This window comes from Streptomyces scopuliridis RB72, assembly GCF_000718095.1.
Lineage (GTDB): Bacteria > Actinomycetota > Actinomycetes > Streptomycetales > Streptomycetaceae > Streptomyces > Streptomyces scopuliridis.
This window is the reverse complement of the sequence record NZ_JOEI01000008.1, coordinates 1-24,215: the sequence shown is the minus strand read 5'-3', so window position 1 is coordinate 24,215 and position 24,215 is coordinate 1. Positions and strand designations below refer to the sequence as shown.

21 protein-coding genes and 3 pseudogenes are annotated in these 24,215 nt (G+C 68.4%); 8 read left to right on the top strand and 16 right to left on the bottom strand.

All coding sequences use genetic code 11. From position 1 onward, the window contains the following. Nucleotides 1-120: 120 nt before the first annotated feature. Nucleotides 121-714 carry a rhomboid family intramembrane serine protease gene (locus tag IF11_RS0111035; RefSeq protein WP_030351339.1) on the top strand — a complete coding sequence of 198 codons (594 nt, stop codon included), beginning with the start codon at nucleotides 121-123 and terminating at the stop codon, nucleotides 712-714. Nucleotides 715-763: 49 nt separating this feature from the next. Here IF11_RS0111035 and mqnP read toward each other — a convergent pair whose 3' ends face one another. Both mqnP and IF11_RS0111025 read right to left on the bottom strand, forming a co-directional pair. Continuing rightward, complete coding sequence (gene mqnP / locus IF11_RS0111030; protein ID WP_030351338.1) at nucleotides 764-1,666, bottom strand: menaquinone biosynthesis prenyltransferase MqnP; 903 nt, start codon at nucleotides 1,664-1,666, stop codon at nucleotides 764-766. After that, complete coding sequence (locus IF11_RS0111025; protein ID WP_030351337.1) at nucleotides 1,663-3,114, bottom strand: menaquinone biosynthesis decarboxylase; 1,452 nt, start codon at nucleotides 3,112-3,114, stop codon at nucleotides 1,663-1,665. The genes mqnP and IF11_RS0111025 overlap by 4 nt, the downstream gene beginning before the upstream one ends. 158 nt (nucleotides 3,115-3,272) lie before the next feature. Here IF11_RS0111025 and IF11_RS0111020 point away from each other — a divergent pair, with 158 nt between their 5' ends. After that, nucleotides 3,273-3,677 carry a PLD nuclease N-terminal domain-containing protein gene (locus IF11_RS0111020; RefSeq protein ID WP_030351336.1) on the top strand — a complete coding sequence of 135 codons (405 nt, stop codon included), beginning with the start codon at nucleotides 3,273-3,275 and terminating at the stop codon, nucleotides 3,675-3,677. Nucleotides 3,678-3,834: 157 nt separating this feature from the next. On the opposite strand, the gene ccsB is transcribed toward IF11_RS0111020, so the two are convergent. From ccsB to hemL, 7 genes are all read right to left on the bottom strand, one after another. Then, the gene (ccsB, locus tag IF11_RS0111015; protein WP_030351335.1) at nucleotides 3,835-4,926 is read right to left on the bottom strand and encodes a c-type cytochrome biogenesis protein CcsB; all 1,092 of its coding nucleotides are present in this window, start codon (nucleotides 4,924-4,926) and stop codon (nucleotides 3,835-3,837) included. Beyond that, complete coding sequence (gene resB / locus IF11_RS0111010; RefSeq protein WP_037727539.1) at nucleotides 4,923-6,689, bottom strand: cytochrome c biogenesis protein ResB; 1,767 nt, start codon at nucleotides 6,687-6,689, stop codon at nucleotides 4,923-4,925. The genes ccsB and resB overlap by 4 nt, the downstream gene beginning before the upstream one ends. Before the next feature lie 4 nt (nucleotides 6,690-6,693). After that, nucleotides 6,694-7,431, bottom strand: a complete 738-nt coding sequence (locus IF11_RS0111005; protein WP_030351333.1) for a cytochrome c biogenesis CcdA family protein — start codon at nucleotides 7,429-7,431, stop codon at nucleotides 6,694-6,696. A 31-nt stretch (nucleotides 7,432-7,462) separates the two neighbouring features. Next, a complete protein-coding gene (locus tag IF11_RS0111000) occupies nucleotides 7,463-8,083 on the bottom strand; it encodes a TlpA family protein disulfide reductase (protein ID WP_030351332.1) in 621 nt (206 codons plus the stop codon). A 160-nt stretch (nucleotides 8,084-8,243) separates the two neighbouring features. Further along, nucleotides 8,244-9,494 (bottom strand): polysaccharide deacetylase family protein, encoded by a 1,251-nt coding sequence (locus IF11_RS0110995; protein WP_030351331.1) that lies wholly within the window; start codon nucleotides 9,492-9,494, stop codon nucleotides 8,244-8,246. A 170-nt stretch (nucleotides 9,495-9,664) separates the two neighbouring features. Then, nucleotides 9,665-10,348, bottom strand: a complete 684-nt coding sequence (locus tag IF11_RS0110990) for a histidine phosphatase family protein (RefSeq protein WP_030351330.1) — start codon at nucleotides 10,346-10,348, stop codon at nucleotides 9,665-9,667. Continuing rightward, nucleotides 10,345-11,721, bottom strand: a complete 1,377-nt coding sequence (hemL, locus tag IF11_RS0110985) for a glutamate-1-semialdehyde 2,1-aminomutase (RefSeq protein ID WP_078490619.1) — start codon at nucleotides 11,719-11,721, stop codon at nucleotides 10,345-10,347. The genes IF11_RS0110990 and hemL overlap by 4 nt, the downstream gene beginning before the upstream one ends. Before the next feature lie 116 nt (nucleotides 11,722-11,837). Between hemL and IF11_RS0110980 the strand changes: the two genes are divergently transcribed. Then, on the top strand, nucleotides 11,838-12,413 hold the full coding sequence (locus IF11_RS0110980; RefSeq protein WP_078490618.1) for a hypothetical protein: 576 nt from the start codon (nucleotides 11,838-11,840) through the stop codon (nucleotides 12,411-12,413). Between the two features lie 66 nt (nucleotides 12,414-12,479). Here the strand turns inward: IF11_RS0110980 and IF11_RS38220 are convergent. Then, a pseudogene (locus IF11_RS38220) lies at nucleotides 12,480-12,860 on the bottom strand (tyrosine-type recombinase/integrase); the annotation flags it as partial. Between the two features lie 16 nt (nucleotides 12,861-12,876). Between IF11_RS38220 and IF11_RS41565 the strand changes: the two are divergent. After that, nucleotides 12,877-14,145, top strand: coding sequence for a JmjC domain-containing protein (locus IF11_RS41565; RefSeq protein WP_078490617.1), 1,269 nt, complete (start codon nucleotides 12,877-12,879; stop codon nucleotides 14,143-14,145). Here IF11_RS41565 and IF11_RS0110960 read toward each other — a convergent pair. Further along, nucleotides 14,037-15,491, bottom strand: a complete 1,455-nt coding sequence (locus IF11_RS0110960; protein ID WP_030351325.1) for an alpha/beta hydrolase — start codon at nucleotides 15,489-15,491, stop codon at nucleotides 14,037-14,039. The genes IF11_RS41565 and IF11_RS0110960 overlap by 109 nt on opposite strands. A gap of 878 nt (nucleotides 15,492-16,369) precedes the next feature. On the opposite strand from IF11_RS0110960, the gene IF11_RS0110950 reads away from it, so the two are divergent. Both IF11_RS0110950 and IF11_RS0110945 read left to right on the top strand, forming a co-directional pair. Further along, nucleotides 16,370-17,515, top strand: coding sequence for a sensor histidine kinase (locus IF11_RS0110950; RefSeq protein WP_030351323.1), 1,146 nt, complete (start codon nucleotides 16,370-16,372; stop codon nucleotides 17,513-17,515). Between the two features lie 25 nt (nucleotides 17,516-17,540). Continuing rightward, entirely contained in the window at nucleotides 17,541-18,218 is a 678-nt protein-coding gene (locus IF11_RS0110945) for a response regulator (protein ID WP_030351322.1), read from the top strand. Between the two features lie 156 nt (nucleotides 18,219-18,374). Here IF11_RS0110945 and IF11_RS43165 read toward each other — a convergent pair. The 3 genes and pseudogenes from IF11_RS43165 to IF11_RS0110935 all read right to left on the bottom strand — a co-directional run. Continuing rightward, nucleotides 18,375-18,569 (bottom strand): annotated as a pseudogene (locus IF11_RS43165) (hypothetical protein); the annotation flags it as partial. Between the two features lie 63 nt (nucleotides 18,570-18,632). Further along, nucleotides 18,633-19,346, bottom strand: a complete 714-nt coding sequence (locus tag IF11_RS0110940) for a recombinase family protein (RefSeq protein ID WP_030351321.1) — start codon at nucleotides 19,344-19,346, stop codon at nucleotides 18,633-18,635. A gap of 219 nt (nucleotides 19,347-19,565) precedes the next feature. Then, a complete protein-coding gene (locus IF11_RS0110935) occupies nucleotides 19,566-20,219 on the bottom strand; it encodes a TetR/AcrR family transcriptional regulator (RefSeq protein WP_030351320.1) in 654 nt (217 codons plus the stop codon). Between the two features lie 148 nt (nucleotides 20,220-20,367). Here IF11_RS0110935 and IF11_RS0110930 point away from each other — a divergent pair, with 148 nt between their 5' ends. Continuing rightward, nucleotides 20,368-21,126, top strand: coding sequence for an SDR family NAD(P)-dependent oxidoreductase (locus IF11_RS0110930; protein ID WP_030351319.1), 759 nt, complete (start codon nucleotides 20,368-20,370; stop codon nucleotides 21,124-21,126). Between the two features lie 175 nt (nucleotides 21,127-21,301). Here the strand turns inward: IF11_RS0110930 and IF11_RS0110925 are convergent, their stop codons facing one another. Next, on the bottom strand, nucleotides 21,302-22,321 hold the full coding sequence (locus IF11_RS0110925) for an aldo/keto reductase (RefSeq protein WP_030351318.1): 1,020 nt from the start codon (nucleotides 22,319-22,321) through the stop codon (nucleotides 21,302-21,304). 146 nt (nucleotides 22,322-22,467) lie between these two features. On the opposite strand from IF11_RS0110925, the gene IF11_RS0110920 reads away from it, so the two are divergent. Continuing rightward, entirely contained in the window at nucleotides 22,468-23,058 is a 591-nt protein-coding gene (locus IF11_RS0110920; RefSeq protein WP_030351317.1) for a TetR/AcrR family transcriptional regulator, read from the top strand. Between the two features lie 117 nt (nucleotides 23,059-23,175). Here the strand turns inward: IF11_RS0110920 and IF11_RS36535 are convergent. Then, nucleotides 23,176-23,750 (bottom strand): annotated as a pseudogene (locus tag IF11_RS36535) (flavoprotein). Between the last annotated feature and the right edge of the window lie 465 nt (nucleotides 23,751-24,215).

Genomic DNA, 24,215 nt, shown 5'->3' with positions numbered 1-24,215 from the left:
ACAGAACCACGGGAACACGGACCGTGGGAACACTGGGAACGCGGACAGGAAGACATCCGGACAGACGGACAGACGAGCACTGACCAGAGGGGGGTCCTGATGCCGTATCCGACCACAGGCATGTCCGCCGGCACGACCGCACGGAGCCGGACCTCACGGATGAAGCCGGCCGCGGCCGTCATGATCGGCTGGGTCGCGCTGCTCTGGGTGCTCGAAGCGGTGAACGGCGCGACCGGCTCGCTCAGTACGTACGGACTGAGCCCGCGTGAGGTCGGCGAGCTGCGCGATGTCATCCCGATGGCCTTCCTGCACCACGGCTACGACCATCTCGTGTCCAACTCCCTGCCGCTGCTGGTGCTCGGCTTCCTCGCCGCGCTGACCGGCCTGCGGCGGTTCGCCGCCGTCGTGTTCACGATCATGGTCGTCGGCGGCCTGGGCGTCTGGCTCACCGCCGCCGACCACACGGTCACGGCGGGCGCCTCGGGTGTCGTCTTCGGGCTGCTCGGCTATCTGCTGGTGCGCGGCTTCGTCGACCGCAACGCGGTGGACATCGTGACCGGTCTGCTGGTCCTCGTGTTCTACGGCTCGGCCCTGTGGGGCGTCCTGCCGACCAACTCGGCCGTCAGCTGGCAGGGCCACCTCTTCGGGCTGATCGGCGGGGTGATGGCCGCGTTCATGTTCCGCAGGCCGCCCCCGCTGAACGAGCGAATATAACGGCCCGGGGCTGAGTTCGAGCTGAGTCCGGGCCGGGTCCGGACAGGCTCTACAGCGTCAGGCCCCGCACGAGGAGATCCAGCAGCGCGGCGACGAAGAGGATTATCCCGATGAAGCCGTTGACGCTGAAGAACGCGCGGTTCAGCCGCGAGAGATCGCCCGGCTTCACGATCGTGTGCTCGTACAGGAACGCGCCGGTGACGACGGCCAGTCCGGTCCAGAAGAACACCCCGGCGTCCGTGGCCAGCGCGTACCAGACCAGCAGCGCCACGGTCACGACATGGCAGGCGCGCGCCCCGTACAGCGCCGCCGGGATACCGAACCGGGCCGGTACGGACAGCACGCCGTGCGCGCGGTCCGCCTGGACGTCCTGGCAGGCGAAGATCAGGTCGAAACCGCCGATCCAGATGCCGACCGCCAGCCCGAGGATCACCGCGTCCCACGACCAGCTGCCGGTGACCGCGAGCCAGGCGCCGACCGGGCCCATGGCCTGGGCGACACCGAGGATGGCGTGCGGGAAGTTGGTGAACCTCTTCCCGTACGGATAGACCACCATCGGGATCACGGCGATGGGCGCGAGGGCGAGACAGAGCGGATTGAGCGCCGCCGCGGCCCCGAGGAAGATGACGACGGCCACGGCCGCGCCCGTCCACGCGGAGCGCACCGAGACCGCGCCCGTCACCAGTTCACGCCCCGCCGTGCGCGGATTGCGGGCGTCGATCTCGCGGTCGATGATCCGGTTGCAGGCCATCGCGAACGTACGGAGCCCGACCATCGCGATGGTGACCAGCAGCAGCCGGCCCCAGTGGACGTTCCCGTCCAGCCGGAACATCGCGGTCAGGGCGGCGATATAGGCGAACGGCAGCGCGAAGACCGAGTGCTCGATCATCACCAGCCGCAGAAACGCCCTGGTCCTGCCCGGCTGCGGTACCGCCGCCGCTGCGCTCGTCACAGCCCGTACTCCCTCCACCGGCGGTCGACTTTCGCCGCCGTCTCCGGGTCGGACTCGACCATCTCCGGCCAGCCGTCGTCCCGGGTGTACCCCTCCTCGGGGAGCTTCCTCGTCGCGTCGATCCCCGCCTTGCCGCCCCAGAACTGCTGGTAGGAGGAGTGGTCGAGATGGTCGACCGGGCCCTCGACGACGGTGAGGTCGCGCGCGTAATCGGTGTTGCCCAGCGCCCGCCAGGACACCTCGTGCAGATCGTGCACATCGCAGTCCGCGTCGACGACCACGATCAGTTTGGTCAGCGACATCATGTGCGCGCCCCAGATCGCGTGCATCACCTTCTGCGCGTGCTTGGGGTACTTCTTGTCGATCGAGACGATCGCGCAGTTGTGGAAGCCGCCCGACTCGGGCAGGTGGTAGTCCACGATGTCCGGCACGATGATCTTCAGCAGCGGCAGGAAGAACCGTTCCGTCGCACGCCCCAGCGGCCCGTCCTCCGTCGGCGGCCGGCCGACCACGATCGACTGGAGCAGCGGGCGCTTCCGCATCGTCACACAGTCGATGGTGAGCGCCGGGAACGGCTCCTGCGGGGTGTAGAAGCCGGTGTGGTCGCCGAACGGGCCCTCGGGCAGCATCTTGCCCGGTTCGAGCCAACCCTCGATGACGACCTCGGCGTTGGCGGGCACCTGGAGCGGCACGGTCTTGCAGTCGACCATCTCGATGCGCCGGCCCTGGACGAAGCCCGCGAAGAGGTACTCGTCGATGTCACCGGGCAGCGGGGCGGTCGAGGCGTACGTCACGGCGGGCGGACAGCCGAACGCGATCGCGACGGGCAGCCGTTCACCGCGCTTGGCGGCCACCTGGTAGTGGTTGCGGCTGTCCTTGTGGATCTGCCAGTGCATCCCGATGGTGCGCCGGTCATGGCGCTGGAGCCGGTAGAGCCCGAGATTGCGGACGCCGGTCTCGGGGTGCTTGGTGTGGGTGAGACCGAGGTTGAAGAAGGAGCCGCCGTCCTCGGGCCAGGTGAACAGCGCGGGCAGCTGGTCGAGATCGACGTCGTCGCCGGTCAGGACGGATTCCTGGACGGGCGCGTCCTTGATCTTCTTCGGCGGTACGTGCGCCACGGAACTGAGCTTTCCGAACGCCTCGCGCACCCCGATGAAGCCCTGCGGCAGCTCAGGCTTGAGCAGTCCGCCGATCTTGTCGCTGATTTCGCTGTACGACGTGAGCCCCAGCGCCTTCAGCAGCCGACGGTCCGTGCCGTACACGTTCATGGCGAGAGGCATCGCCGAGCCGCGCACGTTCTCGAAGAGCAGCGCGGGCCCGCCCGCCTTGTTCACCCGGTCGACGATCTCCCCGACCTCCAGGTACGGGTCGACTTCGGCCTTGATGCGCTTGAGGTCGCCCTCGCGCTCCAGCGCCCGGAGCAGCGAGCGGAGATCGTCGTAAGCCATGCGCTCCAGTGTGTCATCCCTCCGGGCGCGGTCCGCCGGGGGCTTACCGCCCGCGTGCGCGTTGACCGACCGGGACCGGGTCTGATCGGTTACTCGCTACCCTGGTTCTGTCAGGGGGCCGCTCACCCGGTCTCGATCTCCACCAAAAAGGGGACTCCATGCTTCGGGTGCTGATGATTCTGGTGCCGTTGGCTCTCAGCATCTATGCCTTCATCGACTGCATTACCACCGATGAGAAGGAGATCCGGTACCTCCCCAAGCCCATCTGGGCGATTCTGGTGCTGCTCTTCCCGCTGGTCGGCTCCATCTCGTGGCTGATCGTGGGCCGGGAGCGGACGACGACGGCGCGCCGTGGCGGCTGGGTCGCGCCCGACGACAACCCGGAGTTCCTCAACTCCCTCAAGGACGACACGGGGAGCGGCAAGGGGAGCTCAGGCGGTAAGCCGAGCGATGAGGACTCTTCTCATCTCGCGCAGTGGGAAGCGGATCTGAGGCGCCGCGAGGAGGAGATCGAGCGGCGTGAGAAGGGCGGCGGCGCGGACGACACCCCGCCGAAGCCCTGAAGGCCGTTCATTTCGGACGGACATACGCATATACAGGGGCGCCCCGCGCGGAGTCAATACCGCGGAGGGCGCCTCTTGATGTATCCGGTGTACGCGGGATGCATCCCGGCGTACGGGAGTTGCGTCCGGTGCCTGGGGGTGCGCCGGTGCCCGCGAGTTACACGCCCGCGTACGAGTGCTTGCCCGTGACGAAGATGTTCACGCCGTAGTAGTTGAAGAGCCAGCAGCCGAACGCGATCAGCGCCAGATAGGCGGCCTTGCGGCCCTTCCAGCCGGCGGTGGCGCGGGCGTGCAGATAACAGGCGTACGCGACCCAGGTGATGAAGGACCAGACCTCCTTGGGGTCCCAGCCCCAGTAGCGGCCCCAGGCGTCGCCGGCCCAGATCGCGCCCGCGATGATCGTGAACGTCCAGAGCGGGAAGACCGCCGCGTTGACGCGGTACGCGAACTTGTCGAGCGTCGCCGAGGCCGGCAGCCGCTCCATCACGGAGGTGGCGAAGGAGCCGGGCTTGAGACCGGCGGCGAGCTTCGACTCGTAGCGCTCACGGAAGAGATAGAGCAGCGTGGCCACCGCGCCGACATAGAAGACCGCGCCGCAGAAGATCGCGGTGGAGACATGGATCCAGAGCCAGTACGAGTGCAGCGCCGGGACCAACTGGTCGCTGGCGGTGTACAGGACCGTAACGGCCAGCCCGAGATCGAGCAGGACCGTGGTGACGAGCGGCAGTCCGATCCAGCGGACGTTCTTCTTCAGCGCCAGCAGCGCGAGATAGACCCCGACGGCCACGGTGGTGAAGGTGATGTTGAACTCGTACATGTTGCCCCACGGCGCCCGCTGCACGGACAGCGCGCGGGTGACCACCCCGGCTGCCTCGATGCCCCAGGCGAGGACCGTGAGGGAGATGGCGATCCGGCCGTACAGATCGCCCTGCGCGTCACCGCCGGCCGCGCCGGGGCCGTCGGGCAGATCGCGGGTGCCGCTCGCGGAGCGGGTGATGACCTCCGGCCGCTCCAGGACGGCCGTGGAACCGCCCTCCCGCGCGGACCGTACCTTCACCGGCGCCGCCGCGGACTTCCGGTCGCCGCCGGTCAGCGCGGCAGCAGTCCTGGCGACCTTGCTGCGGCTGCCGAACAGCCACTCGGCCATGTAGGCGAAGAAGGCCAGCAGGTAGACGGCCATGGCCGAATAGATCAGCACATTGCTGGTCTGTGCCAGGCTCTCATTGGTTGCTGTGGCGGCGAGATTCACTTCTCAGCCCCTTCAACAGTCTTTTCTGCGGGATCAGGCGCGCTGGGCGCCTCTGAATGGAGGGTGCCGGCCAGCTCGGCCAGTTCCTCGGGGAGCTTGGCGGACTCGCTGCGGCCGAGTCCCGCCATCTCGACGACGGTGACGCCGTCGGCGCCCCGTACGGCCCGGACCCAGACCCGGCGCCGCTGGATGAAGAGCGAGCCGGCCAGCCCCGCGATGGCGGCGATCGCACCGGCGAGGGCCCAGGCGTCACCGGGCTGGTGCGTGATCTGGAAGCTCGCCCACTCCTTGACCTCCTTCTCGAAGGTGATGGAGCCGGCGCCGTCGGGCAGGGTGAGCGAGTCGCCCGGCAGCAGGGTCTTCTTCAGGACATTGCCCTTGGCGTCCTTGAAGGCCTTCATCTTGTCGGTGTTCAGCTGGTACACGTTCTGCGGGAGCCCGGAGTCGACCCCGAGACTGCCGTGGTACGCGCCGACGTTGAGCACCGGGAAGTCGAGCGCGGGGAACCGGGAGAACATCTGCCCGGAGCCCTTTCCGCCGTACGTCGGTACGAAGAACGCGGCGAAGCCCAGCTGGTCCTTCTTGCCGTTCTTGTCGCGGTAGCCGTCCATGACCTTGATGGCGCCCGTGGACGAGACGTTGTTGTCGATCGGCAGCAGCGGGACCGCGCCCCGGAAGACCTCCTTGCCGCGGCCGTCCTTGACGGAGACGACGGGGGCGTATCCGTGGGCGATGAGATAGACCTTCGAGCCGTCGACATCGAGGGGCTTGTTGACCTCGATGACCGCCTTCTTCTCCGGACCGGTCGCGTCGGTGGTGTAGCGGACGTCGGCCTTGTAGGTCCGGGGGGTGCCCAGTTGCGGCCCGCTGCGCTCGTACGTACCCGTGAATTCGTCCAGGGTGAAGCTGAACGGCGCGAGCTCGTCCGTGTTGAAGAGGGAGCCGGACTTGAAGTCGTCGTACTGGGTGAGGGTGTTGGAGAAGCCGTCGCCCTCGACGATCAGCTTGCCGCCCTCGGACTTGAAGAGCTGTCCGCTCGCGAAGGCCACCAGCATCACGATCAGCGCGATGTGGAAGGCGAGATTGCCGGCCTCGCGCAGATAGCCCTTCTCGGCGGCGACCGCGTCACCAACCGTGTGGGCCCGGAAGCGGCGCTTCTTGAGGATCGCGAGCGCGGCCTCACGGGCGGCCCCGGGCTCGGCGGTGGTGCGCCAGGTCGCGTACGCCGGCATCCGGTCGAGTCGCTTGGGCGCGCCCGGCGGCCGGCTGCGCAGCTGGCCGACGAACTGCCAGGTGCGCGGGACGATACAGCCGATGAGGGAGATGAACAGCAGGATGTAGATCGCGGAGAACCACACCGAGCTGTAGACGTGGAAGAGCTGAAGGCTGTCGTAGATCGGCGCGAGGGTCTCGTGCCGCTCCTTGAAGTCCTGCACCTTCAGCTCGTCCACGCTGGCCTGCGGGATCAGCGAGCCGGGGATGGAGCCGAGGGAGAGCAGGAAGAGGAGGATCAGCGCGACGCGCATGGAGGTGAGCTGGCGCCAGATCCAGCGGAACCAGCCGACGATCCCGAGCGTGGGGCCGCCGATGGTGGTGTCCTCGCGCTCCTCGCGGGGGGCGGTGGAGAGGGTGGACCCGGCGTCGCCGAGTTCGCGCGCGTCGCGGGCCCGCTCGGCGGTGTCGTTCTCGGTCGCGGTGCCGGTGTCGTTCTCGGTCGCGGAGACTTTCCCGGTCCCGGTGTCGTTCATGGACGCCTTGCTCATGGAACTAGATCCCCACCGTGAAACCGTCGGACCAGGTCTGCATGTCCTGCACGATGCTGTCCCACGCGCCGGTCAGCAGCGCCAGACCGGTCAGGATCATCATCGCGCCGCCGATGCGCATCACCCATACGTAATGGCGCTTGATCCAGCCGAACGCCCCGAGCGCCTTGCGGAACGCCACCGCCGCGAGCACGAACGGCAGACCGAGACCGAGGCAGTACGCGACGGTCAGTATGGCCCCCCGGCCCGCGCTCGCCTGCTCGAAGGCGAGGGTGTTCACCGCGGAGATGGTCGGCCCGAGACAGGGCGTCCAGCCGATCCCGAAGAGCGCGCCGAGCACCGGCGCGCCCGCGAGGCCGGTCACCGGGCGCTTGTGGAAGCGGAATTCGCGCTGGGTGAGCCAGGGCATCATCCCCATGAAGAACACGCCCATGAGGACCATCAGGACGCCGAGCACCTTGGAGAGCACGGCGCGGTGGTCCTGGAGCGTCCCGCCGACGAAGCCGAAGAGCGCCCCGCCCGAGACGAAGACCGCGGTGAAGCCGACGACGAAGAGCGAGGCGCCGACGACCATCCGGCCCCGTCTGGCGTCCGCCAGATCCGTGCCGCTGACTCCGGTGACATACGAGAGATAGCCCGGTACGAGCGGCAGCACGCACGGCGAGAAGAAGGAGACGAGCCCGCCCAGCAGGGCGATCGGCAGCGCGAGCAGCAGCGCTCCGCTGTAGACCGTCTCATTCATGCCGGGGGTCGCGGCGAGAACCTGCACGGGATCACTTCTCCGCGATCAGCGGGTCGATCATCTTGCGCAGCTTCTCCGCGTCGAGCGCCAGCAGCGCGCGGGCCGCGATCTTCCCGTCCCGGTCGAGCACGATCGTGGAGGGGATGGACTGCGGGTTGAGACTTCCCTTGGGGAAGCCGTTGACGATGAGCTTGCCCGCCGGGTCGTAGAGACTCGGGTACGGGACGCCGTAGTCCTTCTCGAACGCGAGCGCCGGGCCCTTGTTGGGGTCCCGGGTGTTGATCCCGACGAACGCCACGCCCTTCGACTCGGTCTCCTTGGCGACCTTCGCGAAGTGCGGGGCCTCGGCGCGGCAGGGCGGGCACCACGATCCCCAGACGTTCATCACGACGATCTTGCCCTTGAGATCGGCGACGTCGAGCTGCTCGCCGTCCAGGGTCTCGCCGGAGAGCTGGTTGGCGGGCTTGCGGTCGGCCGGCGCGACGGAGGAGATGCCACCGGTGTTCGTGACGAAGTTGGTGTCACCGCCGCCGCCGGACTTGCCGCCGCCCCCGCAGGCCGAGAGCGTCAGTGCCGCCACGCCGACGACAACCGGTGGGAGGGCGCGGAATCGTCGCTCGGAGCGGCGTCGGGGAGCGCGGCCTGAGTTCATGTGAAAAGTTTCGCATGGGCGTTTCAGGGATCTTGCGCACCCCCCTGGCTGCCCGTAAAGCCCGTTGTAAAGAGCCGTGCACGGGCCGGGCGGCAGCCGGGGGCCTCCTCAAACCCTTGCCATGCCTTCTCAAACCCTTCCCATGCCTTCTCAGACCTTCTCAGGCTTTGAAGAATGTGTTCCAGCCGCCGGCGGGGGTCTGGCCGACCTCCAGGGTGCGGAGCTTGTCGAGTACGGCGGGGTCCTGCACGTCGAGCCAGTCGGTGAACTGCCGGAACGAGACGAGCCGTACGTCCTTCTTGCCCGCCATCCCCTTCAGCGCCTCCTCGACGGCGTCCATATAGATCCCGCCGTTCCACTGCTCGAAGTGGTTGCCGATGAAGAACGGCGCGCGATTCGACTCGTACGCCCGCCGGAAACCGCCGAGATACGCGTCGGTGGCCTGCGTGCGCCACTCCGCGTAACGCGAGGTCATGCCGTTCGTCGAATTCTTCGACTGATTGGCGAGGATGTTGTAGTCCATGGAAAGGACCTCAAAGCCGTGCCCTGGGAACGGCACTTGCTGGAGCGGGAAATCCCAGATACCGAGCTTCTTGTCCGGCCATCGCTGCGTACCGCCGGGCGAACTCGCGTCGTAACGCCAGCCCAGCTTCTTCGCCGTCGGCAGCAGATTCTCCTGGCCGAGCAGACAGGGCGTACGGCCGCCGATCAGTTCCTTGCGGTAGTCGAAGGGCAGCGGATCGAGATCCGTCCAGCCGCTGTTCGTACGCCACTCGGTGACGAAGGACACAGCCTGGTCGATCTCGCTGCGCCACTGCTGCGGGGTCCAGTCGCCGACGGTGCCGGAGCCGGCGCAGAAGTGCCCGTTGAAGTGCGTACCGATCTCATGACCGTCCAGCCACGCCTGGCGGACGTTCTTGAGCGTGTCCTTGATATGGGCGTCGGTGAGATAGCCGATGTCGGAGGCGCCGACGGGGTTGTTCGGCGGGCGGTAGAGCGTCTTCTTCGACTCCGGGAGCAGATAGAGACCGGAGAGGAAGAAGGTCATCGCCGCGTCGTGGTTCCTGGCGAGTTCCAGAAAGCGCGGGAAGAGCCCGTTGCCGACCTCGCCGGCCCCGTCCCAGGAGAAGATCACGAACTGCGGCGGGGTCTGGCCGGGCTCCAGGGGGACCGGGGCGGGCGGCTGGCGCGGCTGCTTTCCCGTGTCGGAAGTGGAACCGTCCCCTATGAGCCGGACCTCCTTACCGAGGGGGCTGGCACTGCCCGTCGCGCCTCCGCTCTCACCACCGCCCTTGCCCACCTCCGTGTGCCGGACCGTGCCGCTCCCGCCGGTGGAGCAGCCCGCGATCCCGATCGCGGCGGCGGCTCCAATACCCGCTCCGAGCAGACTCCTTCGGCTGATGTCGCGCATACAGTTCCCATCCGCGCTCGTCTGTACGTATGCCGCCTATAAAAGTCTTACAAGCGGCAACACGAGAGATGAGGTGACGAACGCGGAGGTTCCCGTACTTGTCATATCTTTACTGATCTTTGCTGATGTAGCGGCAGATATGACAGAAGTGATCAGCGGGTCTGCGGCGTTCAGGCCCCGAAGGCCTTGGCGCCGCCCTTGACCGGCCGGGCGCCGGGGAGCAGATGGGCCGGTACGAGATCACGGGCCGGCTCGGAGTAGCCGACAGAGACGATCTTGTCGCCCTGATAGGTGAAGCTGGTCAGGGACGCGAGCGTGCACTGCCGCCGACGCGGGTCGTGCCACAGCCGGCGCCGCTCGACGAAGCTCCGCACGATCCAGATCGGCAGCTGATGGCTGACGCAGACCGCCTCGTGCCCGCGGGCCGCGTCGCGCGCGGCGTTCAGGGCGCCCATCATCCGTACGACCTGGTCGATATACGGCTCGCCCCAGGAGGGCCGGAACGGGTTGGTGAGGTGTCTCCAGTTGGCGGGCTTGCGCAGCGCGCCGTCACCGACCCCGAAGGTCTTGCCCTCGAAGACGTTCGCGGCCTCGATCAGCCGGTCGTCGGTGTCGAGGGTCAGGCCGTGGCTCTTGGCGACGGGGGCCGCGGTCTCCTGGGCGCGCTCCAGGGGGGAGGCGACGACGTGAGTGATGTCACGGTCCGCGAGGTGCTCGGCGACCCGGTCGGCCATCTGCCTGCCCAGCTCGGAGAGGTGGTAGCCGGGGCGTCGGCCGTACAGGACACCGTCCGGGTTGTGCACTTCGCCGTGGCGCATGAGATGGACGACGGTGATCTCTTCGCTCGTGCTCATGCGGCGCTCTCCGGGTCGGTGGGTTCGGGGGCGGTGGGCTTGAGCCGGTCGGGCTCGGGGGCGGTCGCTTCTGCGGCGGCGCGGGCGGCGGCCGGCAGTGCGGCGGCGATCCGCTCGATCGCTCGATCGTCGTGGGCGGTGGAGACGAACCAGGACTCGAAGGAGGACGGCGGCAGATAGACACCGTCGGCCAGCAGCGAGTGGAAGAAGGGGGTGAAGCGGAACGACTCCTGCTTCTTGGCGCCCTCGTAGTCGTGGACCTCGTCGGCCGTGAAGAAGACGGAGAACATATTGCTCGCCGTCTGCACGCGGTGGGCGACGCCCTCCTTGCCGAGCGCCTCCGTCACCAGCCCCTGGATCTGCCGCGAGACGGCGTCGATCTTCGCGTACGCCGCGTCGTCGAGCAGCCGCAGCTGCGCGAGGCCCGCGGCGGTGGCGACCGGGTTCCCGGAGAGCGTGCCCGCCTGGTAGACGGGGCCCGCCGGGGCGAGCCGTCCCATGACATCGGCGCGCCCGCCGAACGCGGCGGCCGGGAAGCCGCCGCCCATGACCTTGCCGAAGGTCATCAGGTCGGGCGCGACACCGTCGACGCCGTACCAGCCGGCCTTCGACGTACGGAACCCGGTCATCACCTCGTCCGAGATGTACAGCGCGCCATCGGCGGCGCAGAGCTCCTTGAGCCCGGCGTTGAACCCGTCCCGGGGCGGTACGACGCCCATGTTGCCGGGCGACGCCTCGGTGATCACACAGGCGATCTCGCCGGGGTGCGCGGCGAACGCCCGGCGCACGGCGTCAAGATCGTTGTACGGCAGGACGATGGTGTCCCCGGCCTGCGCGCCGGTCACCCCGGGGGTGTCGGGCAGCCCGAGGGTCGCGACCCCGGAGCCCGCCGCGGCGAGCAGCGCGTCGACATGCCCGTGGTAGCACCCGGCGAATTTCACGACCTTGGCGCGCCCGGTGAATCCGCGGGCGAGCCGGATGGCGGACATGGTCGCCTCGGTCCCGGACGACACGAGCCGTACCTGCTCGACGGGCCCGACCCGGGCCACGATCTCCTCGGCGAGCGCCACCTCGCCCTCACCGGGCGTACCGAAGGACGTACCGCGGGCGACGGCGGCCTGGACCGCTTCGATGACCTCCGGATGGGAATGTCCGAGAATCATCGGCCCCCAAGAACATACGAGGTCGACATATTCACGGCCGTCCGCATCGATGAGGTATGGACCGTTACCGGACACCATGAACCGGGGCGTACCGCCCACCGCGCGGAAGGCACGGACGGGAGAGTTCACGCCGCCGGGCGTCACGAGGGCCGCGCGGTCGAAAAGCGTCTGCGAAACTGGGGCGTCATAGGGGAAGCTCACGGAATCCATGGTGTCAGAGGCTCGGACGTTCTTGCGGACAGGTGTTTCACCGGACGTTCGTGGGGGAGGTCACTGTCACGATGATCGGGTTGCGCGGCCATGGCTGCGAGTGGTCGGGTGGAGATATGCATCGCGGTGGCGGACTGGGCGAGGGAACCGACGACCTCGGTCCCGAGCCTGCCCGGCGTGGAAAGCATCGACGGCGCGAACGTGAGGCGCGGGAGCAACCTCCAGGAACGCCGGAAAGCAGGAGTGGTGGCCGGGTGGGGGTGACCTACAAATACTTCGGCGCGCCCGACGGAGCCACGGCCGCTCGTGTGCCCATTTCCATGCGCCCGGAGGAGCTGGGCGGCGATGAGCTCGGCATGAACGGCATGTTCACGAAGATCAAGCCCGAGACGATAGCGGCGATGGTCCTCACGGGCATTCAGGGCATGCCCCTGTACAAAGTGCCGCCGCTCGAACTGGTCGTGCTGCATCCCGATTACGCGGTGGTCAAACTCCCGATGACGGTGGTGGACCCGCTGCGCGGCATCGGCGAGGAATCCGTGGGCGCGGCGGCCTTCATCTGGTCGACGGTCCCGGACAGGGGCGGCCCGAGGGACGCGTACAACGTCTACCAACTGCTGCACGAATGGCAGGACTTCAGCCATCGGCTGCATGAGGCGGGGCATCAGCCGTACTGCCTGGTGTGGCCCTGACCTGAGGGTTCTTGGGGCTGGGCGGGGCTCTCGGGCTCCGCCTTCTTCATGCCCGTGGAGGGGCCGTCAGGCGGCCAGGGCACATTGAGGGCGCGTGGGCAGGGACTCGCGGCCGGTTGTGCCCTGCGCTTCCGGCTCGTCGGCGAACGCGGCGTCGATCGCGGAGCGGGCCCGGGTCTTGCTCGACGGCAGCAGATGCGTATACGTACGCAGGGTGAAGCCGGGATCGGAGTGCCCGAGGTACTCCGAAAGGGCCTTGATGCTCTCCCCCGCGTCCGACAGGACCGACGCGTACGCGTGCCGCAGCGCGTGCATGCCGTCCTCGGGCGCCGCCTGGAGGTACTTGGCCCCGCGCTCGCGCGGAGGGATCACGCCGACAGCGGCCAGGGCGAAGACAGCTTTCGTCCCCACCGGGCGCACCTGCCGGTTGACGTGGATCCACCCGCCCGTCGGCCGCGCCGCGATGGAGCTGGAGCACTGGCTGCGCACCGGAGTGCAGACCAACCTGTACGCCTCATTGACCGCCCGCGAGGGCTTCGGCGTGCACTGGGACGACCACGATGTGATCGTCTTCCAGATCGACGGAGCCAAACGCTGGAAGCTGTACGGCCCCACCCGCACCGCCCCGATGTACAAGGACACCGACGAGCCCGAGCCACCGCCGGAACAGCCGATCACGGAGCTGGTCCTGCGCCCAGGTGACCTGCTCTACCTCCCCCGCGGCTGGTGGCACTCGGTGGCCGCCTCCCAAGGCGAGCACTCCCTCCACCTCACCTTCGGCATCCAGACCACCACCGGCGCCCAGCTGCTGTCCTGGCTCGCCGACGACCTGCGCCGCCACGACGTCCTGCGAGAGGACCTGCCCGTCCACGCACCAACCACCCACCAGACGGCCTACCTGGAACGACTACGCATGGAAGTCACCACCGCCCTGAGAAACCCGCACCTCGTCGACCGGTACACGGCAATGCTGATAGGCCCCGACCAGGCCATGCAGTTCATCGCGGTACGCGATATCGGCCGGATCGTCGCCACGGTCTTCGGCTCACCCGATCGCTACGCCAGCCGCACCGTGGAGATCGCCGGTGACGCTCTCACCGGCAAGGCCCTGGCCGAGCATCTGACCCGGGCCGCCGGCCGACCGATCGGCTACAGCCGTCTGCCGACGACGCTGCCGGCACACGACGAGGTCCTTGGAAAGTTGTCAGCGCTCGCCGACGACGGCGGCCTGGCGGGAAACGCGAACCTCGACGCGTTGCGCGCCGAGTCCCCCTTCCTGCTGCGCTTCGACCGCCGGCTGGCGGGCCGCTGGTGCGGGCCTCCTCGACAAGGCGTTCCGTTCCACGGACACGGGTATCGCTCCGCGCTGAACGAGGCCCTGTCTTCTATCCGGTCAGGCCCGGACGGGCCGCGCCCATCACCGCCTCCCGCGGCGCGACCTCCTCGATCGCCGCCCACAGCGCCGCGGCGTCCAAGTCTGCGCCGTGGATCTCGACCAGCTCCAGGCAGTGTCCGCGAAGTGCCGCCCGGCCGGGCGGCACTTCGCGGACACGCCCTGGCTCGCTCCCGCCGCCGGGGCCCCGTTCCGCAGAGTGCTCCGAGGTCAAGGCCCCTCCACTGTCGTTACTCGTTCGGCTCGGCCGCGCAGGCGAGGTCTTCCGCCGGGCGCTGCCCGGTGGTCAGGAATGCCGTCACCGCGTCGTTCGCGCACGTGTTGCGGCCGAACGGATAGACACCGTGCCCGCTCTGGTCGGCCGTCACCATCGTGGCCCGTTTCCCAAAGGCCCGCCGCAGCTCCTGGGCGCCGGCCAGCGGTGTCCCCGGGTCACGCTCGTTCTGCGCCATAAGTACGTTCGACGGGCCCCGGTCACCGATGTGCACCGGCGGCTCGACCCGCTTGTCCGGCCAGAACGCGCACGGTCCGATGCTTGCCGTGGATCCGCCCAGCATGGGGTATTTCAGCCGGTCGACCGCAGCATTGCGCTGATAGTCCCGGACCTTCCCCGGCCAGCGCGTATCACCGCATATAACCGCGAAGCGTGAGGACATCAAGTTCTCTACGTTCGCCGGCGGCGGGTTGGGCGGCAGTGGCCGGTCCGTATCGAGTGCTTGCCAGGTCTTGGCCAGCGTGGGCATGAGCGCATCGCTGTAGAGACTGTCGAACGTGATGCCGCGGAACAATGTCCCGTCGATGCCCTGTACGGGTTTCGCCTCCAGCCGTTTCGCGAGCTCGAAGAACTTCGCGGTCACCTGCTGCGGTGTGGTGCCCAAACCGTACTCGGGGTGCGCGGCGGCGAACGCCGCGAATTGCGGGAACACTTCCTCCAGTCCGCGGGCGAACATCCGCATGGCCGTGACGTCATAGCCGCCGGGGCCCAGGTTGCTGTCGAGCACGATCCGGTCGCTGCGCTTGGGGAACTTCGTCGTGTACACCGCACCGAGGTAGGTGCCGTAGGAGGAACCGAGGTACGAGAGCTTCCGCTCGCCCAGCGCCGCCCGGATCCGGTCCATGTCGCGTGCGGTGTTCGCGGTGGTGGTGTGCGGCAGCATCGACGCCGTCCGCGAGGTGGCGCACTGCTTGGCGATTGTCCGCGCGTTCCCCGCCTCCCGGGCGACATCGGCCGCGGTGTGCGCGTACGGCGGGAAGTTACGGCGTGCCTGCTGCTCCGGTGTCAGATCGCAGGTCACCTGGGTGCTGCGGCCGACGCCGCGCGGGTCGAAGCCGATCACGTCGTAGGAGTCCAGCACCTCCTGCGGCAGCCCGTAGGCGGCGAGAAGGGCCGGGTATGTGAGCCCCCCGGCGCCGGGGCCGCCCGGGTTGGTCAGCAGCACGCCGCGGCGCTGCGACGGTTTCTCGCTCGCCAGCCGGGAGATCGCGATCTCGATCTGCCGGCCGTCCGGATCCCGGTAGTCCAGCGGGACTTCGAGCGTCGAGCACTCAAGGCGGGGCGAGGCAGCCTCCTCAGGGCACGGGCCCCACCGCACGGTGTCCGGCGTCTCCGCCACCGACACTCCAGGAATCGCGGCGGCCGTCACCACCGCGGTGGCGGCGAGGGCGAGGGACAGGGTTCTGCGCATCTGATGTCCTTCTGTAGGGGCGCACGGGAGCGCCGGAACGTGGGCTCGGAACGCCCGTCGCCAGGCCGTGTCTGACACATAGCGCCGTCCACCCACCCGCAGGGCGGGGCTCGCGGCCCCGGTGCGTGCGATGGCACGGCGGAGGACCGCCCTCGTACCGGGCGTACTCGGGCGACTCCGACAACGCGGCGAGCGTGCGTGCCGGGCGTCACGCGCCAGGAGGGATCTGTCAGACACGGCCCGGCTGTGTGCCGTGGTTGAACAGGGCATCACCATCGCCTGGCCGCGTCCCACCATGGGGACCAGTCCCAGACCGTGCGACAGGGCCCATCCGTTCCGCCCGTGACTGTGTCTCGGTATTCTTCAGGTGGTGTCGTAGGAGCGAGTGCGTCGTCCCGGACGGCGTCAGGCCGTCTCTTGGCTGCGGAATCCCCCTGAACCACTGGCTCGTTCGCTGTCCGGTTTCCCGGCGGATGTCTGCCCAGCCACCGGACATCATCGCGACGAGCGCGATGAATCCGAGGAGGATCACCTGGCCCCCGAGTCCGCCGGGGACCCAGTTGAAGATCCCCCACAGCAGCTCGGAGTCTTGGTCGAGCGGACCGCGGATCACCGTTTGGACGGCCAGGGCCGTGATCACCATCCCGACCGCCTCAAGGGCTGCGAAGCCACCCTTGCCCATCGCGTCTCTCCGTCTCGTATCCGGTGGTCTCGGCACGCGACCGAGTCTGTCCGCGCGCCGCGGCCGGCCACATCAGCCCGGCGGCTCGAAACGGCTTCGACCGCAGTCGAGGCGGTGATTCGACTCTGGTCTAGGAGGCATCAGCCCTCGGTCTGACTCACCGGCCTCACGGTTTCGCGATAATGACCAGGTGAACATGGACGTCGCGCGACGGCTCGGGTGGTGGCAGCAGACCTGGCGGCTTGCCGCAGCCGTGGCAGTGGGCATACCGGCCTGGCTGTCCACCGGTGTCCTGCTGCATTGGCAGGCGCACGAAACGGGCTCCTGGTTCCTCTTCGGTGATCCGCTGGTGGCTCTCGGCTGCCTGACGGCGCTTCTGTGGCGGCGGCGGTTCCCGCTCGCCGTCGCCATGACGCTCGCGATCGCCGCGACCGCGTCGGCACTCGCCACCGGCGCCGTGCTTGTAGCGCTGTGCTCGATCTCCACGCGTCGTCGTCCGGTGGAGATCGGGGTCGTCGTGCTGACGTACGTGACCGCGTCACAGTTCACTGTCGGGCTCTACCCGGTCCAGAGTTCGCCTGGCACGTTGTGGTTCCAGATCACGGCGCCGGCGCTGACCGCGGGCATCGCGGTGGCCGTCGGCATCGCCATCGGCGCGCGGCGTGTCGAAGTGCGGTCCTTGCGGGAGCGGGCGGAGAGCGCGGAACAGGAACAGACCGCACGAGCGGCGCAGGCACGGGCCCTGGAACGCAACCGGATCGCCCGCGAGATGCACGACGTGCTCGCGCACCGGATCTCCCTGGTCGCCATGCAGGCCGGAGTGCTGGATCACCGCAGCGACCTCAGAGCCGAGGAGAGCCGCGTGCTGGTACGCGGCATCGCCGAGGGTTCCCACCAGGCCCTGGAGGAACTACGGGATGTCCTCGGTGTGCTCCGGTCCGACCCGGGCCAACCGGAAGCGCCACCACCCTCTCTTGAGCGAATCCCCGACCTGGTGGCCGACGCCCGCACCTCCGGACTGGACGTCACGCTCGACACCACTGTGACGGGAACACCGTCCGACATCGTCGGACGAACCTGCTACCGAGTCGTCCAAGAAGGACTGACCAACGCCGCCAAACACGCCCCAGGCGCACACATACACATCACCCTTGAGGGAACAGCGGGCGACAGAATCAACGTCAGCGTCCGCAACTCCGCGGCCACCACAAGAACCGCACCACCACCGGCATCAGGATTCGGCCTCCTTGGCCTCACCGAACGAGTTGACCTCGCCGGCGGGAAGATCAACCATCACCCCACACCCGACAACGGATACCTCCTCACCGCACAACTACCCTGACCGAACCTACGAAAAGAGAACATAAGTGGGCAGCGATCGGGAGCCGGTACGTGTCGTCATCGTCGACGACGAACAGCTGGTGCGCATGGCGCTGCGGCTCGTCATCGGCAGCGAACCGGACCTGACCGTCGTCGGGGAGGCGGCCGACGGGGACGCCGCGATCACCGTGGTGGACGAGCAGCGGCCGGACGTCGTGCTGATGGACGTGCGGATGCCCGGTCGTGACGGTCTCAGCGCGACCCGGGAACTTCTCGCCCGACCGGTGCCGCCGCGGGTGCTCATGCTGACAACATTCGACTCCGACGATCTGGTGCTCAGCGCACTGCGCGTCGGAGCGCTCGGGTTCGTCCTCAAAGACACCCATCCGGCGCAGATTCTCGCCGCTGTGCGAAACGTCGCGAACGGCAGCCCCGCGCTGTCGCCAACGGCCATGGAACGGGTGATCGCCGCGGCCACCGGCCCGCAGTCCTCTCACACTCGCGACTCCACCCGCGCAGCCGCCCGGCAACGGCTTTCCGTACTGACCGAACGAGAACTCGAAACCGCTCGGGCCATCGCGGACGGCCTGGGCAACCCGGAGATCGCCCAGCGGCTGCACATCCGCGTCGCGACCGTCAAAGCACACACAGGCAGCCTGTTCGCCAAGCTGGCGGTCGAGAACCGGGTGCAGATCGCACTCCTGGTCCGCGATGCAGAAGAATGACCACCCTCGCGCAAAGGGACCCGCGCCCTCACCGTCGCCAAGGTCCGGCGTGCGTGCGGCGGTGCCGTCGAACGACAAGCTCAGCTTTGCGTTCCTCACGGCTGTCCCGCAATGATCATGGGGACGTGTGCGGAGTCCGGTGGATACGTGACGAGCTCAACTGGCGGCTTGTGAGGCGTCCAGTGACCGGGCGAACTCGGCAAGCCTGTGGAAGTCGTCCTCGCACAGGCCGACTCGCGGGTTGACGTGGTGGAGAAGCCCGGGCCCCCGGTGTGCGGCTACGTGTAGCTCGTCGAGCCTGCTCTGTTCGTCAGCAGCAGGTCGGGCACTCCTACGCGTCCACCACGGCCCTCTACACATCGGTGTCGTCGGACTTCCGGACACGCACGCTGCGCAACGTCCTGGACGGCACGATCAGCCGTGGCCGCCGTCGAGCGGCTGGCAGCGGGCGAGGAGTCCGAGGTGCACGGCGGGGACGGCGCTGACGCGCAGGGTGTAGCCCTGGCCACGCCGTACGGTCACCCCCTGGTCGAGCGCCTCCTGCTCGGCGGGGTCCAGTTCGCGGGCGCGGAGGAAGTCGGCGACCTTGCCCGGCATGTCGAGGGTGACCGGCAGCTCCGGCGCTGGGGAGTCCTCGTTGATGGCGGCGTGGTCGGGCAGGAGGTCGGCGACGGCAGTACGGATCGCGCCGCGGCTGACGCCATGGTCGCGGGCGAGGGCGGCGATGGTCCGGCCTTCCAGGTACGCGGCGCGCACGTCGGCGGTCTTTGCGGCCGATACGGCGGGGCGGCGCCCGCCCTTGCTGCCCTTGGCCTCGGCGGCGCGCAGTCCGTCGTAGGTCAGCTCGCGCTGGAGGTCACGCTGGAGTTCGCCGGCGGCCGCGAGGGTCTGCACTCCAGTGCCGCGTACGAGGCGGAACATCTCGGAGATGTGCACGGTGTCGCCCGGCCGCGCGTAGTTCAGCAGCTCGCGGAACTTCGGCCGCTGGAGCGGGTGGAGGCGGCTGGAGGTGCCCGGGGCCTCCTCGAAGGCGACCAGGTCCTCGATCCCGGCCTCGTCCAGGACGAGGTTCTGCCGGGCGGTGGACTGCTGGTCGGTCGAGACCCGCTTGTAGACCAGGTTCGCCATCGAGGGCCCCTTCCGTACGGAGGATCGGACCCCATCTGTCGTCAAACCCTGTCAGCAATCACCATCGGATCTGATGGGAATCGCGCCGCCGCGAACCCCGGGATTGCACGGGTTCATTGGACACGTCGCTCGCCTGTCGTCAAACGATCGTTTACCGACATGCGCCGCTGAGTGGAGGCGTCGCGGATGTTGAGCATTGCGCGCCAGTGTCCGCCAGTGTCAACGTTCCGGCTTCGGGTCAGCCTGGCGGGTCGGGGTGTATCTGGCGAGCATGGTCTGGACGGCCTCTTCGACGGCGTCGTGGATGTCGGAGGCTGCGGGGTTCCAGTCGGTCAGCAGCATGCGGGGCCACAGGACGTAGTTGGCGATCATGCCGAGGAACTGGTTCGCGGCGCTCGCCGCGTCCGGGACATCAGCGTTGCCCGCCTCGTGCTCGGATTCCAAGTAGTGCTGGACGGAGGCGAAGTAGGGCAGTTTGCCGAGCTGGAACTGCATCCGCCCCAGTTCGGGGAAACGAGGCAGTTCGGCGATGACGATCCGGAACAGGGCTGTCATGCCGGGCCGGCCGACCAGGTCGGCATAGCGGTGGCCGACGGTTGTCAGTCCGGAGCGCAGATCTCCGGTCTGTGGCCGCGCGGCAGCGTCGCCGGCGTCACGCTGCCAGGACTCGGTGACGATGGCCTCGAAGAGGGCCGCCTTGGTGGGGAACCGCTTGAACAGGGTGGACTTCGAGACCCCGGCCGCTTCGGCGATCCGGGCCAGTGAGGTGCCGTCGTAGCCGCGATCCAAAAACAGTTCTGTGGCTGCGGTGGTGATCGCCTCGCGTTTCTGCTGAGCGAGTCTGCGGTGGTGTGCGGAGAGTTCTGCTGCCATGCGGACAGTATGCCGCAGACCCGAGGCGAGTCACTTGACTCGCCTCGGTAGTCCTGCTTACGGTACGAGAGCAAGGCGAGTCGAGTGACTCGCATCCTATCTGTGGCGCCGGGTGAATTCCGGTAGCCGCGCGGTGGAGGAACAGTTCATGACGATCGATAAGATCGCTTTGGTGACCGGTGCGAATCGCGGCCTCGGACGTGGCGCGGCCATCGCTCTGGCCACACGCGGGGTGCGGGTCTTGGTCACCCACCGCGGTGATGCGGCGGGGGCTGAGAAGACGGTGGAACAGGTTCAGGCGGTGGGTGGGACTGCCGCTGTTCTCCGGCTCGACATCAGCGACGTCTCCTCTTTCGCGTCCTTCACCTCCGAACTGAGCGAGCAGCTGGAGCGCTGGGGTACTTCGCGGCTCGACATCTTGGTCAACAACGCGGGAGTGGGGATCTTCGGACCGCTGGAGGACGTCACGATCGACGACTTCGACACGGTGATGGGCACCAACGTCCGGGGCACGTTCTTCCTCATCCAGTCACTTGTGCCGCTGCTGACCCGAGGCGGCCGCGTCATCAACGTCTCGACGTCACTGACCCGCCACACCAGCCCCGCCACCTCGGTCTACTCCGCCTCGAAGGCCGCCGTCGAAGCCTTGAGCCGTACCCTCGCCGCAGAACTCGGCCCGCGCGGAATCCGGGTCAACTCCATCGCCCCGGGACCGACCGCCACCGATTTCAACGGTGGAGCGATGCGGGACGACGCCGAGATGCGCCAGGTTCTGGCCGGACAGACCGCGCTCGGCCGCGTCGGCGAACCTGAGGAGATCGGCGACGCCATCGCCACGCTGGCCTCCGAGGGCCTGCGCTGGGTCACCGCCCAGCGCATCGAGGTCTCCGGCGGCGCCCTCCTCTGAGTGACCGGGCGACGGCCTATGATGTGCTCGCCGTCGGCGAGCATGCTCTGGACGACATCCAGGGTTCGCTGCCGCTTGCGGAGGCTGTCGGCTCTCCGGGAGGCAGCGAGGACGTCGGCCGGGGTGCGGGCTGTCGAGCTCAGTTGTTCTCCGACTGGAGACCGCCCTCGGACGATCAGCGGCGCCGCAGTGACGGGTCGAGCAGCGCCGGCGGAGTGTCGTGCTTCTCGTGCGCGGCCAGGTCGGTGCCAGGGGCGACGATCGTGTCGATCGCGTCGAGTACGTCGGCGGAGAGCACGGTGTCAGCGGCGGCGAGTTGCGCGTGCAGGTGGTCCGGCGTGCGGGGGCCGATGAGCGCGCTGGTCACGGCGGGATGCGCGGTCACGAATCCGAGCGCGAGCTGGATCATGGTCAGGCCGGCCTCGTCGGCGACCTTGGCCAGCCGCTCGACGGCGTCGAGCCTGGCCCGGTTGGAGGGGATGGCGGTGTCGAAGCGTTCCGGCATGAACGCCGAGCGGCTGGTGGTGATTTCCTGGCCCTCGCGGATCGCGCCCGACAGCCAGCCCGAAGCCAGCGGGCTCCACACCAGCACACCGAGCCCGTACTGCTCGGTTACAGGCAGCACGTGGGTCTCGATCCCGCGCTGGAGGATCGAGTAGCTGGGCTGTTCGGTGACGTACCGGCTCAGGTGATACTCGCGGGCGGCCCACTGGGCCTGTACGAGGCGGTATGCGGGGAAGGTCGAGGAGCCGAAGTAACGGATCTTCCCTGCGCGTTGCAGGTCGGTCAGCGCTGACAGGGTCTCCTCGTCGCTGGTGCTCGGGTCCCACCGGTGGATCTGGTAGAGATCGACGTGGTCGACACCGAGCCGGCGCAGGCTGTTGTCCAGCTCGGTTACCAGCCACCGGCGCGAGCTGCCCCGATGGTTGCGCTCGTCGCCCATGGGCATGCTCGCCTTCGTGGCCAGCACGATGTCGTCGCGGCGGCCGGCGATGGCCTTGCCGACCATCTCTTCCGACTCGCCGCCGCTGTACATGTCGGCGGTGTCGATGATGTTGATCCCGCCCTCAAGAGCGGCATCGACGATGGCGGTGGCCTCGTCCTGGGTGGTGCGCCCGATCTTGCCGAAGTTCATCGCGCCGAGCGCGAGGGAGCTGACCTGCACGCCGGTGCGGCCCAAGGTGCGGTACTGCATGACCGTGTTCCTCCATTGCGGGTGAAGCGTGGTGGCGATTGGTTGTCGGGCCCCTGCTCTGACATCATGAGCAAACGGAACCTTGTTCCGGAAAGATACGGAACACTGTTCCGTTTGGCAAGCTCGACAGCGGAGGGAGCAGCGTGGTGAACGACAGCGACGAGGGCGCGGGGCACGCCGCCCAGTCCAAGCGGGCTGACGCCCGGCGTAACAAGGAGACTCTGCTCGACGCGGCCGCCGCGGTCTTCGTGACGTCAGGCGTGGAGGCGCCGGTACGCGACATCGCGGCCAAGGCCGGCGTCGGACTGGGCACGATCTACCGCCACTTCCCGACGCGAGCGGATCTCATCATCGCCGTCTACCGGCACCAGGTCGACGCCTGCGCCGAGGCCGGTCCGGCCCTCCTGGCGACCAGCCCGACCCCGCACGCCGCGCTGGGGCAATGGATCGACCTCTTCGTTGATTTCCTGGTCACCAAGCACGGACTCGCCGCCGTGCTGCAGTCCGACAACGCCGGCTTCGAGACGCTGCACGCCTACTTCCTCGACCGCCTCGTGCCCGTGTGCACCCAACTGCTCGACGCCGCGACCGCCTCCGGCGAGATCGGACCCGGCCTGGAGGCCTACGAACTCATGCGCGGCGTCGGGAACCTCTGCATCGGCGCGGACAGCGATCCTCGCTACGACGCGCGTCGACTCGTCGAGCTCCTCATCGCGGGACTACGCCGACCGCACTGACTGTCGGCCGGCCGCTGACATGGGTCGGAAAGCCTGCTGGCCGCCGAGCTGATCGCCGAGCTGGTCGGTCGGCCTTCTGAGCGCGGCCGAGTGCTGCGAGCGCCGCGGCGGAGGTGATCAGTGCTGGGGCGAGATCGCCGGAGCGAGTAGGTCCAGGGCCTCCTCCCAAAGGAATTGGTCCGCGCCTCCCTCTGCCTTCGGGGGGTGGGGCCGGTACGAACCGATCAGGACGCCCATCTCGCGCAGCTGCTCCAGGCTCCGGGAGTACGCGGGGTGGGCGGCCATGGCCGCGTTCACGTACGGGAGGGCCGCCGTCGGGACGCCCAGTCCGTACGCCTCGCACAGGATCCCCAGGGCGAGGGTGTCGGAGATCCCGGCGGCCCACTTGTTGATCGTGTTGAAAGTGGCCGGCGCGACCGCGATGGCGTCCGGGGGCGGTAGCGGACGTGGGTCGCCGGGGCTGCGCCAGGCGATGGGGTCTCCCCTGCTCGAACGGAGTTGAGAGCTTGGGGAAGGATCGGGTAGCCGGTCTGTGCCTGCACCGCTTCGGCGTCGATGAAGCCGAGGCCCAGCGGGGTGGCGATGACGCCCACGTCCCAGCGCCGCTCCCGCGCCGCGGTGATCAGCTTGCCGACGTCGCCCGCGATGCCGGACGCGCACACGATGACGTACAGGAACGGCTTCTTCGGCAGCTCGCTCACCGGCTCACCCGCGCCCCGACAACAACAACGCGCTTCGCTGTGGTCATGCTCCCGACCCTAACGGCCGGGAGCGCGTTGACGGTTACGGGATGGAAGACGGAGGACGGCCCCGCAGAGTTCATCCAACCATGCGTCAGGCGCCACTTTCCGCAGGTAGGAGGGGGTGCGCCGGTCTGAGAGTGGGCCCCTCAACTGGGCCCGGGGACCCTGCGTTTGGGCCCGGCCCCATCCTTACGCTGCTCTCGCTCGGGGGATCGGGGACGGCGTGGGCGAGGAGAACTGATGACGGGCGCCGACAGGTTGCGCAGATGGCATACGCATAGCCATGGGCTGGTCGACCGAAGGCATCGCGACCGGGGGCAGAGCGGGGCCGAGTACGCCGCGATGGTCGGCGTCGTCTCGCTGGTCGTGGCGGCGATCGTCGGTCTGAGCGTGCCCGCCGACGAGGCGACCGGG

Coding starts and splice junctions, on each gene's coding strand:
- IF11_RS0111035 (WP_030351339.1), top strand. CDS start 121: ATGTCCGCCGGCACGACCGCACGGAGCCGGACCTCACGGATGAAGCCG.
- IF11_RS0111025 (WP_030351337.1), bottom strand. CDS start 3,114: ATGGCTTACGACGATCTCCGCTCGCTGCTCCGGGCGCTGGAGCGCGAG.
- IF11_RS0111020 (WP_030351336.1), top strand. CDS start 3,273: ATGCTTCGGGTGCTGATGATTCTGGTGCCGTTGGCTCTCAGCATCTAT.
- resB (WP_037727539.1), bottom strand. CDS start 6,689: ATGAGCAAGGCGTCCATGAACGACACCGGGACCGGGAAAGTCTCCGCG.
- IF11_RS0111005 (WP_030351333.1), bottom strand. CDS start 7,431: ATGAATGAGACGGTCTACAGCGGAGCGCTGCTGCTCGCGCTGCCGATC.
- IF11_RS0111000 (WP_030351332.1), bottom strand. CDS start 8,083: ATGAACTCAGGCCGCGCTCCCCGACGCCGCTCCGAGCGACGATTCCGC.
- IF11_RS0110995 (WP_030351331.1), bottom strand. CDS start 9,494: ATGCGCGACATCAGCCGAAGGAGTCTGCTCGGAGCGGGTATTGGAGCC.
- IF11_RS0110990 (WP_030351330.1), bottom strand. CDS start 10,348: ATGAGCACGAGCGAAGAGATCACCGTCGTCCATCTCATGCGCCACGGC.
- hemL (WP_078490619.1), bottom strand. CDS start 11,721: ATGGATTCCGTGAGCTTCCCCTATGACGCCCCAGTTTCGCAGACGCTT.
- IF11_RS0110980 (WP_078490618.1), top strand. CDS start 11,838: ATGCATCGCGGTGGCGGACTGGGCGAGGGAACCGACGACCTCGGTCCC.
- IF11_RS41565 (WP_078490617.1), top strand. CDS start 12,877: ATGGAGCTGGAGCACTGGCTGCGCACCGGAGTGCAGACCAACCTGTAC.
- IF11_RS0110960 (WP_030351325.1), bottom strand. CDS start 15,491: ATGCGCAGAACCCTGTCCCTCGCCCTCGCCGCCACCGCGGTGGTGACG.
- IF11_RS0110950 (WP_030351323.1), top strand. CDS start 16,370: ATGGACGTCGCGCGACGGCTCGGGTGGTGGCAGCAGACCTGGCGGCTT.
- IF11_RS0110940 (WP_030351321.1), bottom strand. CDS start 19,346: ATGGCGAACCTGGTCTACAAGCGGGTCTCGACCGACCAGCAGTCCACC.
- IF11_RS0110935 (WP_030351320.1), bottom strand. CDS start 20,219: ATGGCAGCAGAACTCTCCGCACACCACCGCAGACTCGCTCAGCAGAAA.
- IF11_RS0110930 (WP_030351319.1), top strand. CDS start 20,368: ATGACGATCGATAAGATCGCTTTGGTGACCGGTGCGAATCGCGGCCTC.
- IF11_RS0110925 (WP_030351318.1), bottom strand. CDS start 22,321: ATGCAGTACCGCACCTTGGGCCGCACCGGCGTGCAGGTCAGCTCCCTC.